Below are 14,034 nucleotides of genomic sequence, written 5' to 3'. Positions count from 1 at the left end.
ACCAGCCTTCTTACCTGTGCATGGTTCTCTATAGCGCAATCCTGCGGCTCGTGGTCTGCTAACCTTTGCTGCTTAGGCGATCGGCAAGGCTTCGGATATGGCATCAACTCTCGCGCTCACCGTCAATCCGGGCTCATCAACCATAAAATTCGCGGGCTTCCCCTGGGAGCAGCCGGAGGGCCCCGCCGCGTTTCGCGCCAAAATCGATTTTTCCGAACAGCCGCCGCGGCTTAGCGTGAGCGGACCCCAGGGCCAAGAGGCTTATCCGGTCAAGCAGGGGTCGCGTGAGGATCTCGCGGGGATCATGCGAGAGGTGCTTGAGATCTGCGAAGCCCTGCCCGCCGGAGGGCAGATCGCCGCGATCGGCCACAGGGTTGTGCATGGCGGGCGGCGGTTCACGGGTCCAGCGCGGATTACGAGGGAGACGCTGGCCGACATCGAGGCGCTGGTGCCGCTCGCACCATTGCACCAGCCGCAAAGCGTCGCCCTCATCAAGGCGGTGGCGGAGATCCGGCCTGAGCTTGCGCAGATCGCCTCTTTCGACACAGCCTTCCATCGCACGCAAAGCGAGATCGCGCGGCGGTTTGCCATCCCGCGCGCGCTGCATGACGAGGGCGTGCAGCGCTACGGGTTTCATGGCCTCTCCTATGCCTATATCGCAGGGCGGCTTCAGGAGATTGCACCGGATGTGGCCAAGGGCCGGGTGGTTATCGCGCATCTCGGCAGCGGGGCGAGCCTCTGCGGCCTCAAGGGCGGCCTCAGCGTTGACACGACCATGGGGTTTTCGACACTCGATGGCCTGCCCATGAGCAGCCGCTGCGGGGCGCTCGATCCAGGCGTCATCCTCCATCTTCTGCAGCAGCGCGGGCTCGATGCTGATGCGATTGAGGATCTACTTTATCACAGGTCGGGCCTGCTCGGGGTTTCAGGGCTCAGCGGAGATACGCGCGTGCTCGTGGAGAGATCGCGAGATAGGGGACCGGAGGCTCGTCAGGCGCGGGAGGCGATCGATCTGTTCTGTTTTCATATTGCCCGCCAGACGGCAGTACTTGCCAACAGCATTGGCGGGCTTGATGCGGTGGTGTTCACGGCCGGCATTGGCGAAAATCAGCCGCAGATCAGGGCCGGTGCCTGCATGGCGCTCGCCTGGCTCGGGGTTGAAATCGACCCGCGAGAGAATGCGCGAAACGCCACGCGGATCGATAGCAGGCGGATGCCGGTTTCGGTGTTTGTCATCCCCACGGATGAGGAGTGGATGATCGCCCGAGAAATGCGGGCTCTCTGCGCCTGACCGGCGCGGTTCCCTACCATCGGATGAGTTGACAGCTCTTAGTGAAGCGTATTCAATAAGCCCATGCTGCAGCACGCATAATAAGATTGCGGCATGGAGGGATGCATGGGTGAGGTGCCGAGGAGCCGCCGTGACGGCAGTGCGTCATGATTGCGCGCGGCCAAGAATTCTCCAAATTTTATGGTGAAAGATCGGCACAGGTTCCGGGCCTCCTCGCGTGTGGGCATTCCCGCCGCCCCTTGCTGAATTCGTTTTACCAAAGGATCGGTCGGACGGTTAAACCGGAGCATCTGACCTTCCCGCCTTTACAGCCGGAGGGCGCATGGCTGGTCCGGTGAGCAGAGGCAGAACCGTGCTTGATTGCCGAGGCATCGAGCGCAGTTTCGGCGGATTGAGAGCGCTCAAGGGCGTGGATGTCCACGTCAATGACGGCGAGATCTTCGGCCTTGTCGGCCCAAACGGCTCCGGCAAAACCACCATGGTCAATGTCATCACCGGGTTTTATCCGCCCAATGCGGGCAAGGTGGTCCTGTTCGGCGAGGACGTGACCCAGCTCAAGCCGCATCAGATCGCAGCCAAGGGGGTGGCGCGCACTTTCCAGAACCTTGCCCTGTTCCGCGGCATGAGCGTGCTCGACAATATTCTCCTCGGGCGACATGTGCATATGCGGCCCGGCGCGCTGCCCACGCTGTTCTACTGGTGGTGGGCGCAGCGGGAGGAGCTGGCGCATCGCCGGGTGGTCGAAGAGATCATCGACTTCATGCAGCTGCAGGACATCAGAGATGAACCGGTCGAGGTCATTCCGATGGGGCTGCAGAAGCGGGTGGAACTTGCCCGCGCTCTGGTGGCCGAGCCGAAGCTCCTGATTCTGGATGAGCCCATGGCGGGCATGAACCAGGAGGAGAAGGAATATATCGCGCGGTTCATTCTGGATGCGCGGGACGAGCGGAAGGTTTCGATCCTCATCATCGAGCATCACATGGATGTGGTCACCGCCATCTGCGACCGCATCACGGTTTTGAGCTATGGGGAGATCATCGCGCAGGGCGAGCCCTTGGCGGCGATCTCGGAGCCCAAGGTGGTTCAGGCCTATCTCGGCGACAAGGCGGCCGCGCGGCATGTGAGGGTTCCGGCATGAGTGCCGCACCGCTTGCGATCACATCCTGGCCGAAGCGCGAGGATGGACTTCCCGCAACTTTGATTTCGGCTCTGGCCCGGAACGCCATCGAGGACGCTGACCGGATCGGCTTTCGCGAGCGCGATTACGGGGTTTGGCAGGAGGCAAGCTGGCGCGATGTTCTGGGCGAGGTCTTGAGCTTTGCCGCGGGCATGGAAGGGCTCGGACTTGGACCCGGCGAGGCGGTCACGGTGGTGGGGGATAACCGCGCGCGGCTCTATTATGCGATGCTAGCGGCCATGGCACTGCGAGCCTTCCCCGCCCCGGTCTTTCCCGATGTTCCGGTGGATGAGCTGGTGGATTATACGCGCAATGGCTCACCGAATGTCGCCGTTGCGGAGGATCAGGAGCAAGTCGATAAGCTGCTGGACTTGCGCGAGCGCACCGGCCGGCCGCGGACCATCATCTATGACGATGTGCGCGGAATCGGCGCCTATAAGGTGGACGGGATCGTCTCAGCAGATGCAGTGATCGAGGCCGGGCGAAAGCGGCTCGCCAGCGAGCCCAGCCTCGCACAGGGTCTCGTCGATCGGGCGCAAGCGGACGATATCGCGGTGCTGCTGCATTCCTCGGGGACCACGGGCCTGCCCAAGGGCATTCCGCTGCGCCATCGCAACGTGATCACGGGGATCAGCAATGCGGCCAAGGGCGGCTATTTCAAGCCGCATGAGGAGCTGTTCGCCTATCTGCCGACCGCTTGGGTTGGCGATTTCGTGTTCAGCCTGGGAGCAGGCGTGGTGCTCACGTCCACGATCAGCATTCCGGAGCGCCAGGAGACGGCTCTGCACGATCTGCGCGAGGTGGCGCCGACCTTCTATCTCGCGGCACCGCGGGCATGGGACAATATGCTGACGCGCGTGCAAGTGGGCATGGCAGATTCGACGCCATTCAAGCGGGGGCTGTTCAACTATTTCATTCCGCGCGCGATCGAGCTCGAGCGCAAGAGGCTTGCGGGTGAGAAGCCCAGCGCCTGGGAGCGCGTGGTCGATGCGGCGGGCAATGTGCTGATCTATGCGCCGATCCGGGATCATCTCGGCTTGTCGCGCGCCGAACGCGCCTTCACCGGCGGCGAGGCCATTGGTGAAGATACGTTCCTGTTTTTCCGCGCGATCGGCGTCAAGCTCAAGCAGTTCTACGGGCAGACGGAGACCTGCGCCTTGTCGGCGGCGCAGACGGAGGGGCAGGTCAAGCTGCATACGGTCGGGCCGATCATGCCGGGGGTCGAGGTCAAGATCGACGATAGCGGCGAAATCCTGATCCGGTCCGGCTCGGTGATCGATGGCTATTTCAACGCACCGGACGAGAGTGCCAAGGCTCTCGAAAACGGCTGGCTCAAAACGGGCGATGCCGGCCATATCGAACCGGATGGCGATCTCGTGGTGCTGGGGCGGGTGAGCGAGGTGGTGCGCACCGCATCCGGCGAGCGGTTCATTCCGAATTTCATCGAGAACCGGCTGAAATTCAGCTCGTTCGTGCGCAATGCGGCGGTGATCGGGGCAGGGCGGCCGGTGCTGAACGCGATCATCTGTATCGATTTCGAAGCGGTCGGCCATTGGGCCGAGCAGCGCGCCATTTCCTATACGTCCTATGCGGATCTTTCGCAGAAGCCGGAGGTGCGGGATCTCGTCGGCAGTATCATTCGGCGGGTGAACAAGACACAGCCGGAGAGCCTGCGGATCCGGCGCTTCGTCAACCTGCATAAGGATTTCGATGCGGATGACGGCGAGATCACGCGTACGCGGAAGCTGCGCCGGAAGGTGATCGAGGATCGCTACGCGGCGCTGATCGATGCGCTCTATTCCGATGCAAGGGAAGTGACCTTCGATGCGCAGATTACGTATGAAAGCGGGGAGAAGGGCGTGATCCGCCGCACCCTCGCCATTCAGGAGGTGCCGGCCTGATGGATTACATCCTGCTTACGGAACTGGCCATCAACGGCGTCTTTGTCGGCCTGATGTATGCGCTGGTCGCGGTCGGCATCGTGCTGATCTACAAGACTTCGGGGCTTGCCAATCTTGCGCAAGGAGCGCTCGCCATGATGGGGGGCTATGCCACCTGGGCGGTTGCTTCGTATTTCGGCATGCCGGTGTGGGGCGCCATTCCCATCGCGATCGTGCTGATGTTCCTGGTGGGCGCTCTGATCGAGCGGCTCGCGCTGAGGCGAATGATCGGGCAGCCGGTGATCATGGTGATCATGCTCACCCTCGGGCTCGAGATCATGCTGCGCGGGCTGCTGCCGGGCATTTTCGGCTCGGCGGTCAAACGGCTCGATCTCGGCATTCCGAACGCGCCGATCTTTCTCGGCGATTTCCTGATCAATCGGTCGATCCTCATCGGCGGCACCATCTCGCTGGCCATGATCTGCGTGGCGCTGGTCTTCTTCAATTCGAAGCTGGGTGTGATGATGCGGGCCGTTTCGGATGACCAGACGGCGTCATGGTCGGTGGGCATCCGGGTCGAGCGGGCGATCGCGATTGCCTGGGGACTCTCCTCGGTCATGGCGACGGTTGCCGGCGTGCTGTGGGGCGCGACACAGGGTATCGACTGGTCGCTATCGCTGCTGCTGATCAAAGCGCTCGCGATTGCCATTCTCGGCGGGCTTGATTCCATTCCCGGCGTGTTGATCGCGGGGGTGATCGTGGGCGTCGCCGAAAGTCTCGCGTCGGGCATTCTCGATCCGCTGGTGGGTGGTGGCACGCGCGACATCGTCGCCTCGGTGATCATCCTGCTGACGCTGCTGGTCAAGCCGCATGGCCTGTTCGGCCGCGAACATATCGAGAGGGTCTGATGCTTTACCGCCGCGCCGGCATCAGGCACACGCGATATCAGGACGAGCGGCAGCTCTGGCCATTGCCCTTCGACAAGGGGCTGGTGGTTGCGATTGCCGTGCTGCTGGTCATCGCGCCCTTCGTGGTCGGACCGCTCTATCTGTCGAGCTACCTTCTGCCGTGGATCATCTGGTCGACGGCAGCGCTGGGGCTCAATTTCCTCATGGGGACCGCCGGGCAGATCCATCTCGGCTACGGGGCGGTGATGGCGATCGGGGCCTATACGGCTGTGCATCTCGTGCTGGCAGGCGTGCCCTTCGAGATCGCGATGATCGCCGGCGGGCTGATGAGCGCCGTGATCGGCATCATCTTCGGTGCCGCGGCGCTCAGGGTCAAAGGCCTCTATCTCGCGATGGCCACGCTCGCCATGCAATATATCGTCGATTTCGTCATCTCGCATTTTCCCGCGATCTCCGGTGGATCGCTGGCCTCGATCGCGGTGCCGCCGGTCAGCTTTCTCGGCGTGCCGGTGGTCGGGGACATCCGGACCTATTTCGTCGCGCTGATCATCTGCGCCATCGTCACCCTGTTCATGCTCAATGTGCAGCGAACGAGCTTCGGGCGCGCGCTCGCCGCGGTGCGCGAGAAGGATTACGCCGCGGAGGTGATCGGGGTCAGCACCTTCAAGTACAAGCTGCTGGCCTTTTGGACGAGCTCGTTCATCGGTGGCGTTGTCGGGGCGGTGCTGGCGGTGTGCTATCTGCGTTCGATCTCGCCCGATCAGTTCCATATCGAGCTCTCGATCCAGCTGGTCGCCATGGTCATCGTCGGCGGTCTCGGCAGTGTGCTCGGCTCATTCTTCGGTGCTGGCCTGATCCTGTTCGCGCCGATCATCCTCAATAATCTCATCGGCGCGATGGCCTCAACTTTCGGCCTCGCCATCTCGACCGATCTGCGCGCGCATGTGCCGCTGGTGCTCTATGGCGCGCTGATCATCGGCTTCCTTCTGTGGGAGCCGTTGGGCCTCGCCAAGATCTACAACAATTTCAGAAACTACCTGCTCGTCTGGCCATTCCGGCATGCACAACGATAGAGCAGAATGGGAGGAAGCAAGATGGAGATCAGTCGTCGTAGCCTTTTAGCAGGTGCCGCGGCCGCGGCGCTTGCATCCAATGTGAAGATCGGCGTCGCATCGGCACAGGAAAAGGTGATTCGGTTTGCGATGCCTCAGGATTTCACCCGCATTTATACCTTTGTAACGGCGGAATATAGCCAGGGGCAGCGTGATTATATCAGCCTCATCAATGGCCGCGGCGGTATCAATGGCTATACGATTGCGCTAGATGTCTCGGATCATGGCAATGACCTGCCGCGGGCGATCGAGGCTTATGAGCGGGCGAAGACCCAGGGGGCAGTGTTGGTCGACCCGTTGTCGACGCCGGTTGCGCGGGCGCTGGTTCCTCGGGTGCTGCAGGACAAGATCAATATGGTGACAGCCTTCTCCGGCCGCAGTGACGCGGCGGATGGTACGGTATTCCCCTATATCTTCCCGCTGTCGCCCAATTACTGGACCCAGGCGGCATTGCTCATCGACTTCTTCCGGCAGAAGGATGGAGACCTCAAGGGCAAGAAGATCTGCTTCGTCCATATCGATACGCCCTTCGGCAAGGAGCCGCTGCCGATCGTTGAGAAGCTCGGCCAGAAATTTGGCTTCGAGCTGCAGGCCTTCCCCTATACCCCGCCGGGCAATGACCAATCGGCGATCTGGCCGCAGGTGCGGCGAGCGCGGCCGGATTGGGTGATGTTCTGGGGAGCCGGCGTCGGCCAGACCGTGGCGCTGACCGAGGCGATCCGCAACGGTCTGCCGATGGATCGCGTCTCCTCGAGCGTGTGGCTGTCGCAGTCGGACATGGATGTGGTCGGCAGGGACCAGGCGGTCGGGGTGTTGAAGTTCGACCCGTGCGAGTCTGGTCGTGAGCCGAAGGTGATCCAGGACATTCTCAAGGAGGTGCTGCAGCCGGGCAAGGGGGCAGGGCCCGAGGACAAGGTTGGCACCAACTACTACAATTATGGGGTGATGCTCGCATCCGTCATGGTCGAAGGCGTACGCATGGCCTTCGAGAAGAACCCCAATGGGCCGATCGACGGGCCATGGCTCAACCAGGGCCTCGTCTCGATCAAGGACTTCACGCTCGATGGGTTCATTCCGCCGACGACGGTGACGCCCGAAGATCATCAAGGCGGTGGCATGGGCCGCGTCTCGCGCTGGGATGGCGAGAAGTTCGTGCCGGAAACAGATTGGTTCACGGCCAATCAGGACGTGGTCTGGGAGGAGATCAAAAAATACTCCCAGGAATTCGCCAAGACCGGGAAGTAGTTGCCGGGTGATTGCTGTCCGCAATCGCGAGGTGAGGAGGCTTCATTGTCGCTGCTGAGCCTGAACAATATCGAGGTGGTCTATGACCGGGTGTTCCTCGCGGTCAAAGGCGTCTCGATCGAGGTGCCCGAGAGCGGGCTCGTTGGCCTGCTCGGGGCCAATGGTGCCGGAAAAAGCACGGTGCTGAAGGCAATCAGCGGCCTCCTGAAGCCGGAACGCGGGCTGGTCACCCGTGGCGATATCGCCTTCCAGGGCGCCAGCATCGCCGATCTTGATCCGCCACAGCGGGTGCGGCTCGGGATCGTGCATGTGCTGGAGGGGCGGCGTGTGTTCGGGCATCTGACACCAGCGGAGAACATGCTCGCCGCCACGTCCATGCACCGCGATCGGGCGAAGACGCGGGAATTGATGGACAAGATGTTCGCGCTGTTCCCCCGGCTTGCGGATCGCGCCAAGGCGAAGGCCGGCTATCTCTCCGGGGGCGAGCAGCAGATGCTGGCCATTGCCCGGGCGCTCATGACCGAGCCCAAGCTCATCCTGCTGGACGAGCCGAGCCTGGGGCTCGCGCCTTTCCTCGTCGACGAGATCTTCGAGACCATCAAGCGCATCAACCAGGAGACCGGTGTCGGCATTCTGCTGGTCGAGCAGAATGCGGCTGCGGCGCTCGATATCGCCCATTCCGCCTATCTCATCGAGAACGGCCGGGTGGTGATGAGCGGGCCGGCGGAGGTCATGCGCTCCAATCCTGATGTGCAGGATGCCTATCTCGGCGGTGCCCAGAAGGTCGACTACCACGCGGTGAAGCACTATCGCCGCCGTAAGCGCTGGCTCGCTTAGGGCGTTCTCGTTTCCCCGTCAGAACACGCAGTTAATCGAGTCGGCCGAAATGTGGCTGTTCACCTGATCGACACAGTATCGCCCCAATCTGCGTGTCTCTTCACGGTGAGCGGGACGAGCGGGGTCTTCGTTCACATATCGCGCATCGGGCCACGTTCCTCATGGAGCGGGGGCAATGCAGGCCGCTTCGGTGAATCTTTACGATTTGTAAAGCTGCCTTGGGTCTTGATGCAAATCGGTCTGGGTGGGCCGAGTTGGAGTGAGAAGGGCAGTGATGGGGAAGTCTCAGCGGCTGTTCAAGTCGGGTGTCGTGGTCTTGGCTCTGGCCTCTATTCTTAGCGCATGCGGTCCATTGTCCCCGACAGGGCGCCTAAACACAGCGAGCCTTGGTGCAAGCGTTACCCCAGCATCGGCTACTCCCGCCAAAGAGCGTGATTGCCTCATCCGAGCCATGTATTTCGAGTCCCATCGCTCCAGCGAAGACGGGTTGCTGGCGGTGGGCACCGTGGTGATGAATCGCGTGAATTCGCCGAATTATCCCGACACGATCTGTGGGGTTGTCGGCCAAAGGAACCAGTTCGCCGCGGGGGTTTTGAGCCGCAAGATGAATCCGCGCGATCTTCCGCGAGTGGAACAGGTTGCAGATGCGGTGCTGGCAGGAAAACGGCACCCGAAGCTCGGGGAGGCCATGTTCTTCCATCAAGCCGGCCTGCGTTTCCCTTATAAGAATATGCACTATGTGGCGGTGGCCGGCGGGAACGCCTTCTACATCCGGGGCGCGGGCCGCCCGAACAGGGACGCGACGCGGGTTGCTTCGGCCAAGCCTGTCAGCCCAGCGATCACGCCCGTGGTTCAACCCGTTTCCCAACCCGCCGACCTGCAGGCAAGCCCTGCGCCATTGCCCGTCACCGCGCCCGCCAGCCAGCCTCGCAAGGTTCCAGAGAAGATCGAGGATCTGATCACCCCGGCTTCAGCCTCGTTCTGAGGGACGGGACGCGACTGCGGGATCAGAAGAGGCCCGCTTCGTAGCGGATGTCGCCATTCACGCGGAGCCGTTTGAGGACGGCGGCGCCATTGCTGCCGACAGCAATGTCGGCGGTCAGCTTCTCGTCATTGCGAAGCTGCTCCAGCGCACGGCCTTCACCCTCGGGAACAAAGAATTTCTCGAGGCCATAGTCCACACGATATTCCTGGCAGGGGGGCTGGGTACAGCCCGACCGGTCGAGGGTGCCGCTGACCCGGCCACGCAGCACCGGCCCCGCGGCATCGGGGGGATAGGCATGGTAGAGCGCAGATGCTTGCCAAACAGGGTCAGCGGGCGCCGTCTCCGTGGGCGCGGATGGAGAGGGCGCGGATGCCGGCACCAGCGCCACGTAGATGGGGTCATCGACATTGAAGCTGTCATCGCCCGCCAGCTTCGCCGGATCGAGTGTCGAAATGTCATAGGCGAGGACCACATAATCGCCGCGCAGGAAGTCGCGAGGGTCGACAGGCACGACGGCCAGGCGCACTTCGGTGCCGTTGGCGAGGAGCATGGCGCGGCCCACGATCATCCAGGACAGGAGCGCCGCCTGGAGCAGGAAAGCCAGCACGAAGCCAATGCGGGTGAGCCGGCCGGTCATGGCTGTAGGCTCCTCGTGCTGCGCAACCAGCGATCGAGCCTCAGCAGCGCGAATGAAAGCGCGATCAAGAGGATGCCGCCGATCAGGAAGCCCAAGGCCGTGTCGATCAGCGTGCCCAAGGTTTCGATATAGACGTAAAGCACCTCCGCGCCGAAGGCGATGAGGCCGAGTCCGTGGACATACTGGCCAGAGGCGGTTTGGGCGAGCGCCACCAGCCAAAGGCTTGCACAGAGAATGATGAATGCTATCACCAGGCGGGACCATAGTCCTGGCTCGCTCAGGGTCGCGTCATTTCCCGCCGGGACACCGTTTGTCGTCTGCCAATAGGCGAAAAGAATGGCGCAGAGCACGATCATCAGCCCGATCACACTGTGCGCCAGAGAGAGCATGCCGCGCTTTACGGCCAAGAGGGCGACCAAGCCTGCGGCAAGAGCGGCGATGATCGCCGGCAGCAGCCAGCCCAGTGCCTCGGCCCTGGTCTCATCGAACAGGAACTGCATCATGAACAGCGCGAGGAGAAGGCCGACAAGCGATGGCCATGCGAGCGCTCGGCCGAGAGCCCGCAAGCGTTCAGGCCATGGCTCGCTGCCCGCCAGACCGGCGAGAAAAGCTCCCAGCGACCAGAAGAACAGGGCGACTGCAGCGCTCAGAGCAAGGCCACCGATATAGGGCCAGTCGACGGCCTCGGTGAGCGTGATGAGGGTGAGCCCGACCCAGAAAACGAGTGCGGCCGTGAAGGCGCGCGCGAGCGTCTTGTCGAGCCAAAGGGCGAAGAGGCCGACCGCGAGCAGCAGGGCAAGGCTTGCCCAATGGGGCACCGTGTTGAGCTCGGTTGTGGTCAGAAAGGCCCAGACCGAGACACCGACCAGGCTCATGATCGTGGCGGACGTCGCGCGGGTCAGCAGTGCCGCGCCAAAGCAGCCAATGGTCCAAAACAATACCGCGTCGCGAAATTCGCCAGCCAGGTTATAGGCCTGGCCGACAAGGGCGATGGCTGCGGCAAAGACGAGGCAAGCGACCAGCACCATGGCGTCGCTCAAGGCGGGGTGGTCGCGATGCTTCAGCCAGGCGGCCGCGCCATAGGCTGCGGCAAGGGCTGCCAGGAGCAGAAGGAAGCGGAGGAACGGCGCCATGCCTTCCCAGTTCGCTGCGACAAAGGCGATGGCCGCCGCGCCGAGCAGCAGGCCTCCCAGGGTGGCAATGATACCGGAAAGTGTCAGCGTTCGACCGGGCGCCGGAACGGAGGCAAGAATGGCGGCTGCTGCTTCGGGGGTCACCCAGCCGCGGTCGCGCCACAGGTTCAGGTCAGCCGCAAGCCTGTTGCGGTAATATCTATCGAACACCGGGGCGCCCACCTAATGCCGGATCTTTGATTTGTCCGTTCCCACCGATCAGCGAATCTACCGGTCGCCTCGGATCATGCTTATCTTAGCCCAGCCAATGTTGTCCTTTGCTAAATACATTACAGTCGCATTTCTCCTGCTGTTCGCAGCCCCTCTGGCCGTGCATGGCGCGCTCTACTGGAAAGAGGGGTGGCCGCGCAGCTGGCGAGATGCCGACTGGTCAAGCGCCGGCCTGCTGCCTGCCGCGCGGGCGCATCAGGAGGCGATGGTGCGGATCTATGCAGCGCGCACCGGGCGCTGGAAGGGGATCTTTGCCGTCCATAGCTGGATCGTTGTGAAGGATCGCGGCGCCAGCTCCTATGAGCGCTATGACGTGGTGGGCTGGGGCAAGCCCTTGCGCGTCAATGGCTATGCCGCGGATGCCCGCTGGTTCGGCGGCGTGCCCGAGACGGTGTTCGCAGCCGATGGGGCTGCGGCCGAGCGACTGATCCCCGGCATCCGCAAGGCAGTCGAGACTTACCGCTACGGGGATTATGGGGATTATCGCATCTGGCCCGGGCCCAACTCGAACACATTCGTCGCCGCGGTGATCGCCAGCGTGCCCGGCCTCAATGCGGTCTTGCCGCCGACCGCGATCGGCAAGGACTATCCGTATGACGGTCACTGGTTTGCGCGGGTACCCTCAGGGCTCGGGTTCCGCATCAGCCTGGGAGGCTATGCCGGGTTGACCATCGGGTGGTACGAGGGTTTTGAGATCAATCTCCTTGGCGGGGTGTTGGGGGTGGACTTGAGACGACCGGCGATCAAGCTGCCAGGATTTGGCCGCATCGGCCTGCCGGCACAGGCGCCCGTTTCCGACGACGATGCGGGACCTTCGGGGACCACTCAGCTTTCGGCCGTCGAGCTCTCGGCTGGCGGAGATGGGGACGAGCGCTCGACCAGGAACGAAACCATGGTGCGCACGGCCGGCGATTGACTCGGCGGGTGCTTCTTTCGTCTCGGGAACGGCCGGACAATTCCAGCGCTTCATGGAAAAGCGCTGGAGAATGACATGCCCGCCTCGTCCCATAATCGCAGCTACTGGAATTCCACCGCATCATCCGCAAGCTTTCCGTCGCTCGCCGGTGACCTCGACGTCGATATCGCAATCATCGGCGGTGGTATCGTCGGGATCACCACGGCCCGGTTGCTGAAAGACCGCGGCCTCACGGTTGCTGTGATCGAAGCGCGCAGAGTTGGCCGGCAGGTGACGGGAAAGTCGACAGCGAAGATCACCTCTCAGCACAAGATCATCTATCAGACGCTCGAGCAAAAATTTGGCGAGGATCGCGCGCGGCTCTATGGCGAGGCGCAGGAGACAGCTCTGAGGCAGATCAGCACCCTTGCCGCGACGCACGGGATCGATTGCGATATCGAGACCAAGCCCGCCTATACCTATACGCTCGATGAGAGCTATGTGAGCCAGCTCGAGACGGAAGTCGCGATCGCGCAACGGCTCGGACTTCCGGCAAGCCTCACCCGCGAGACCGACCTGCCCTTCGATGTGCGCGCCGCCATGCGCTTCGATCATCAGGCGCAGTTCCATCCGACGAAATATGTCGCGGGTCTCGCTGGGACCATCCCAGGGGACGGGTGCCATGTGTTCGAGAACAGCCGGGCGCTCGACTGGGAGCCGACGCGCGTGGTCACGGAGAAGGGGACCATCAAGGCGCGGCATGTGGTGATGGCCACGCATCTGCCACTGGGGCAGGTGGGTGGCTATTATGCGCAAGCCTATCCTTACGCGGAGCCGGTGATCGCGGCCCGGGTCTCCCGCGCGCAGGAGGGCATGTATATAAGTGCCGAGCAGCCGAGCCATTCCATCCGCACGCATGTCCGAGAGAATGGCGAGATCTATGCGATCGTCGCGGGGTCGGGGTTCAAGCCCGGCCATACGGATGAGGAGCGGAGATATTTCGCGGATATCGAGGACTGGCTGAAGGCGAATTTCGAGGCGGGCCCCGTCGAATATCGATGGGTGAATGAAGACTACACACCCATGGACAGCGCGCCCTTCATCGGCTGGTCGTCCTCCAAGAGGGATGGCTATCTGGTGGCGACGGGCTTCAAGGCCTGGGGCATCACCAATGGCACGGCGGCGGCGATGATCCTGGCCGATCTCGCCACGGGCCAGGAGAACCGGTGGCTCGAGCTCTTCGATGCGAGCCGGGTGAAGCCGCTCGCTGGGGCTGGCGAGTTCCTGAAGGAGAATGCCGGGGTCGCCGCTCACCTCGTGACAGGCTATCTCTCGCGCAAGCCGAAATCTTTCGATGAGCTTGCGCCTGGCGAGGCTGCCATCATGAAGATCGATGGTGAGACCGTTGCTGCGTTCAGGGACGAGCAAGGACAGGTGCATGCGGTCTCGGCCGTGTGCAGCCATATGGGCTGCATCGTGGGCTGGAACGAGACCGACCGGACCTGGGACTGCCCCTGCCATGGATCGCGTTTCGAACTGAGCGGCGAGGTTATCCATGGCCCTGCAACGAAGCCGCTTGGAGCGCATATCACCGGCTAGGTCGAGCGATCGTCTTGACTTGGGGCTGCGTCTCGGTTGCTCTGCGGTTCGGACAGGTTTTCTGG

The 14,034-nt window shown here is 62.6% G+C and carries 10 protein-coding genes and 2 pseudogenes; 10 read left to right on the top strand and 2 right to left on the bottom strand.

Annotation, left to right across the window (positions count from 1 at the left end):
* Positions 1–97: 97 nt before the first annotated feature.
* From RCF49_RS08480 to RCF49_RS08445, 8 genes and pseudogenes are all read left to right on the top strand, one after another.
* The gene (locus tag RCF49_RS08480) at positions 98–1,291 is read left to right on the top strand and encodes an acetate/propionate family kinase (RefSeq protein ID WP_342643589.1); all 1,194 of its coding nucleotides are present in this window, start codon (positions 98–100) and stop codon (positions 1,289–1,291) included.
* A 352-nt stretch (positions 1,292–1,643) separates the two neighbouring features.
* On the top strand, positions 1,644–2,429 hold the full coding sequence (locus tag RCF49_RS08475; protein ID WP_342643588.1) for an ABC transporter ATP-binding protein: 786 nt from the start codon (positions 1,644–1,646) through the stop codon (positions 2,427–2,429).
* Positions 2,426–4,369, top strand: coding sequence for an AMP-dependent synthetase/ligase (locus tag RCF49_RS08470; protein WP_342643587.1), 1,944 nt, complete (start codon positions 2,426–2,428; stop codon positions 4,367–4,369). Before RCF49_RS08475 ends, RCF49_RS08470 begins: the two co-directional genes overlap by 4 nt.
* Complete coding sequence (locus RCF49_RS08465) at positions 4,369–5,256, top strand: branched-chain amino acid ABC transporter permease (protein WP_342643586.1); 888 nt, start codon at positions 4,369–4,371, stop codon at positions 5,254–5,256. Before RCF49_RS08470 ends, RCF49_RS08465 begins: the two co-directional genes overlap by 1 nt.
* Entirely contained in the window at positions 5,256–6,329 is a 1,074-nt protein-coding gene (locus RCF49_RS08460) for a branched-chain amino acid ABC transporter permease (protein WP_342643585.1), read from the top strand. The genes RCF49_RS08465 and RCF49_RS08460 overlap by 1 nt, the downstream gene beginning before the upstream one ends.
* A 21-nt stretch (positions 6,330–6,350) precedes the next feature.
* On the top strand, positions 6,351–7,613 hold the full coding sequence (locus RCF49_RS08455) for an ABC transporter substrate-binding protein (RefSeq protein WP_342643584.1): 1,263 nt from the start codon (positions 6,351–6,353) through the stop codon (positions 7,611–7,613).
* A 45-nt stretch (positions 7,614–7,658) separates the two neighbouring features.
* Positions 7,659–8,450, top strand: coding sequence for an ABC transporter ATP-binding protein (locus tag RCF49_RS08450; RefSeq protein WP_342643583.1), 792 nt, complete (start codon positions 7,659–7,661; stop codon positions 8,448–8,450).
* A gap of 424 nt (positions 8,451–8,874) precedes the next feature.
* Positions 8,875–9,219 (top strand): annotated as a pseudogene (locus RCF49_RS08445) (cell wall hydrolase); the annotation flags it as partial.
* A gap of 238 nt (positions 9,220–9,457) precedes the next feature.
* Here the strand turns inward: RCF49_RS08445 and RCF49_RS08440 are convergent.
* Together RCF49_RS08440 and RCF49_RS08435 are read right to left on the bottom strand one after the other, a co-directional pair.
* Entirely contained in the window at positions 9,458–10,072 is a 615-nt protein-coding gene (locus tag RCF49_RS08440; RefSeq protein WP_342643582.1) for a GDYXXLXY domain-containing protein, read from the bottom strand.
* Entirely contained in the window at positions 10,069–11,415 is a 1,347-nt protein-coding gene (locus RCF49_RS08435; RefSeq protein ID WP_342643581.1) for a DUF2157 domain-containing protein, read from the bottom strand. Before RCF49_RS08435 ends, RCF49_RS08440 begins: the two co-directional genes overlap by 4 nt.
* A 97-nt stretch (positions 11,416–11,512) precedes the next feature.
* On the opposite strand from RCF49_RS08435, the pseudogene RCF49_RS08430 reads away from it, so the two are divergent.
* Positions 11,513–12,253, top strand: a pseudogene (locus tag RCF49_RS08430) (DUF3750 domain-containing protein); the annotation flags it as partial.
* Positions 12,254–12,466: 213 nt separating this feature from the next.
* On the top strand, positions 12,467–13,969 hold the full coding sequence (locus RCF49_RS08425) for an FAD-dependent oxidoreductase (protein WP_342643580.1): 1,503 nt from the start codon (positions 12,467–12,469) through the stop codon (positions 13,967–13,969).
* Positions 13,970–14,034 lie beyond the last annotated feature (65 nt).

Source organism: Rhodoligotrophos sp. CJ14, from assembly GCF_038811545.1.
GTDB classification, from domain to species: Bacteria; Pseudomonadota; Alphaproteobacteria; order Rhizobiales; family Im1; genus Rhodoligotrophos; species Rhodoligotrophos ferricapiens.
The sequence above is the reverse complement of the archived record's forward strand: the minus strand, read 5'-3'. Positions and strand labels throughout refer to the sequence as shown.

Coding starts and splice junctions, on each gene's coding strand:
- RCF49_RS08455 (WP_342643584.1), top strand. CDS start 6,351: ATGGAGATCAGTCGTCGTAGCCTTTTAGCAGGTGCCGCGGCCGCGGCG.
- RCF49_RS08440 (WP_342643582.1), bottom strand. CDS start 10,072: ATGACCGGCCGGCTCACCCGCATTGGCTTCGTGCTGGCTTTCCTGCTC.
- RCF49_RS08470 (WP_342643587.1), top strand. CDS start 2,426: ATGAGTGCCGCACCGCTTGCGATCACATCCTGGCCGAAGCGCGAGGAT.
- RCF49_RS08460 (WP_342643585.1), top strand. CDS start 5,256: ATGCTTTACCGCCGCGCCGGCATCAGGCACACGCGATATCAGGACGAG.
- RCF49_RS08480 (WP_342643589.1), top strand. CDS start 98: ATGGCATCAACTCTCGCGCTCACCGTCAATCCGGGCTCATCAACCATA.
- RCF49_RS08465 (WP_342643586.1), top strand. CDS start 4,369: ATGGATTACATCCTGCTTACGGAACTGGCCATCAACGGCGTCTTTGTC.
- RCF49_RS08425 (WP_342643580.1), top strand. CDS start 12,467: ATGCCCGCCTCGTCCCATAATCGCAGCTACTGGAATTCCACCGCATCA.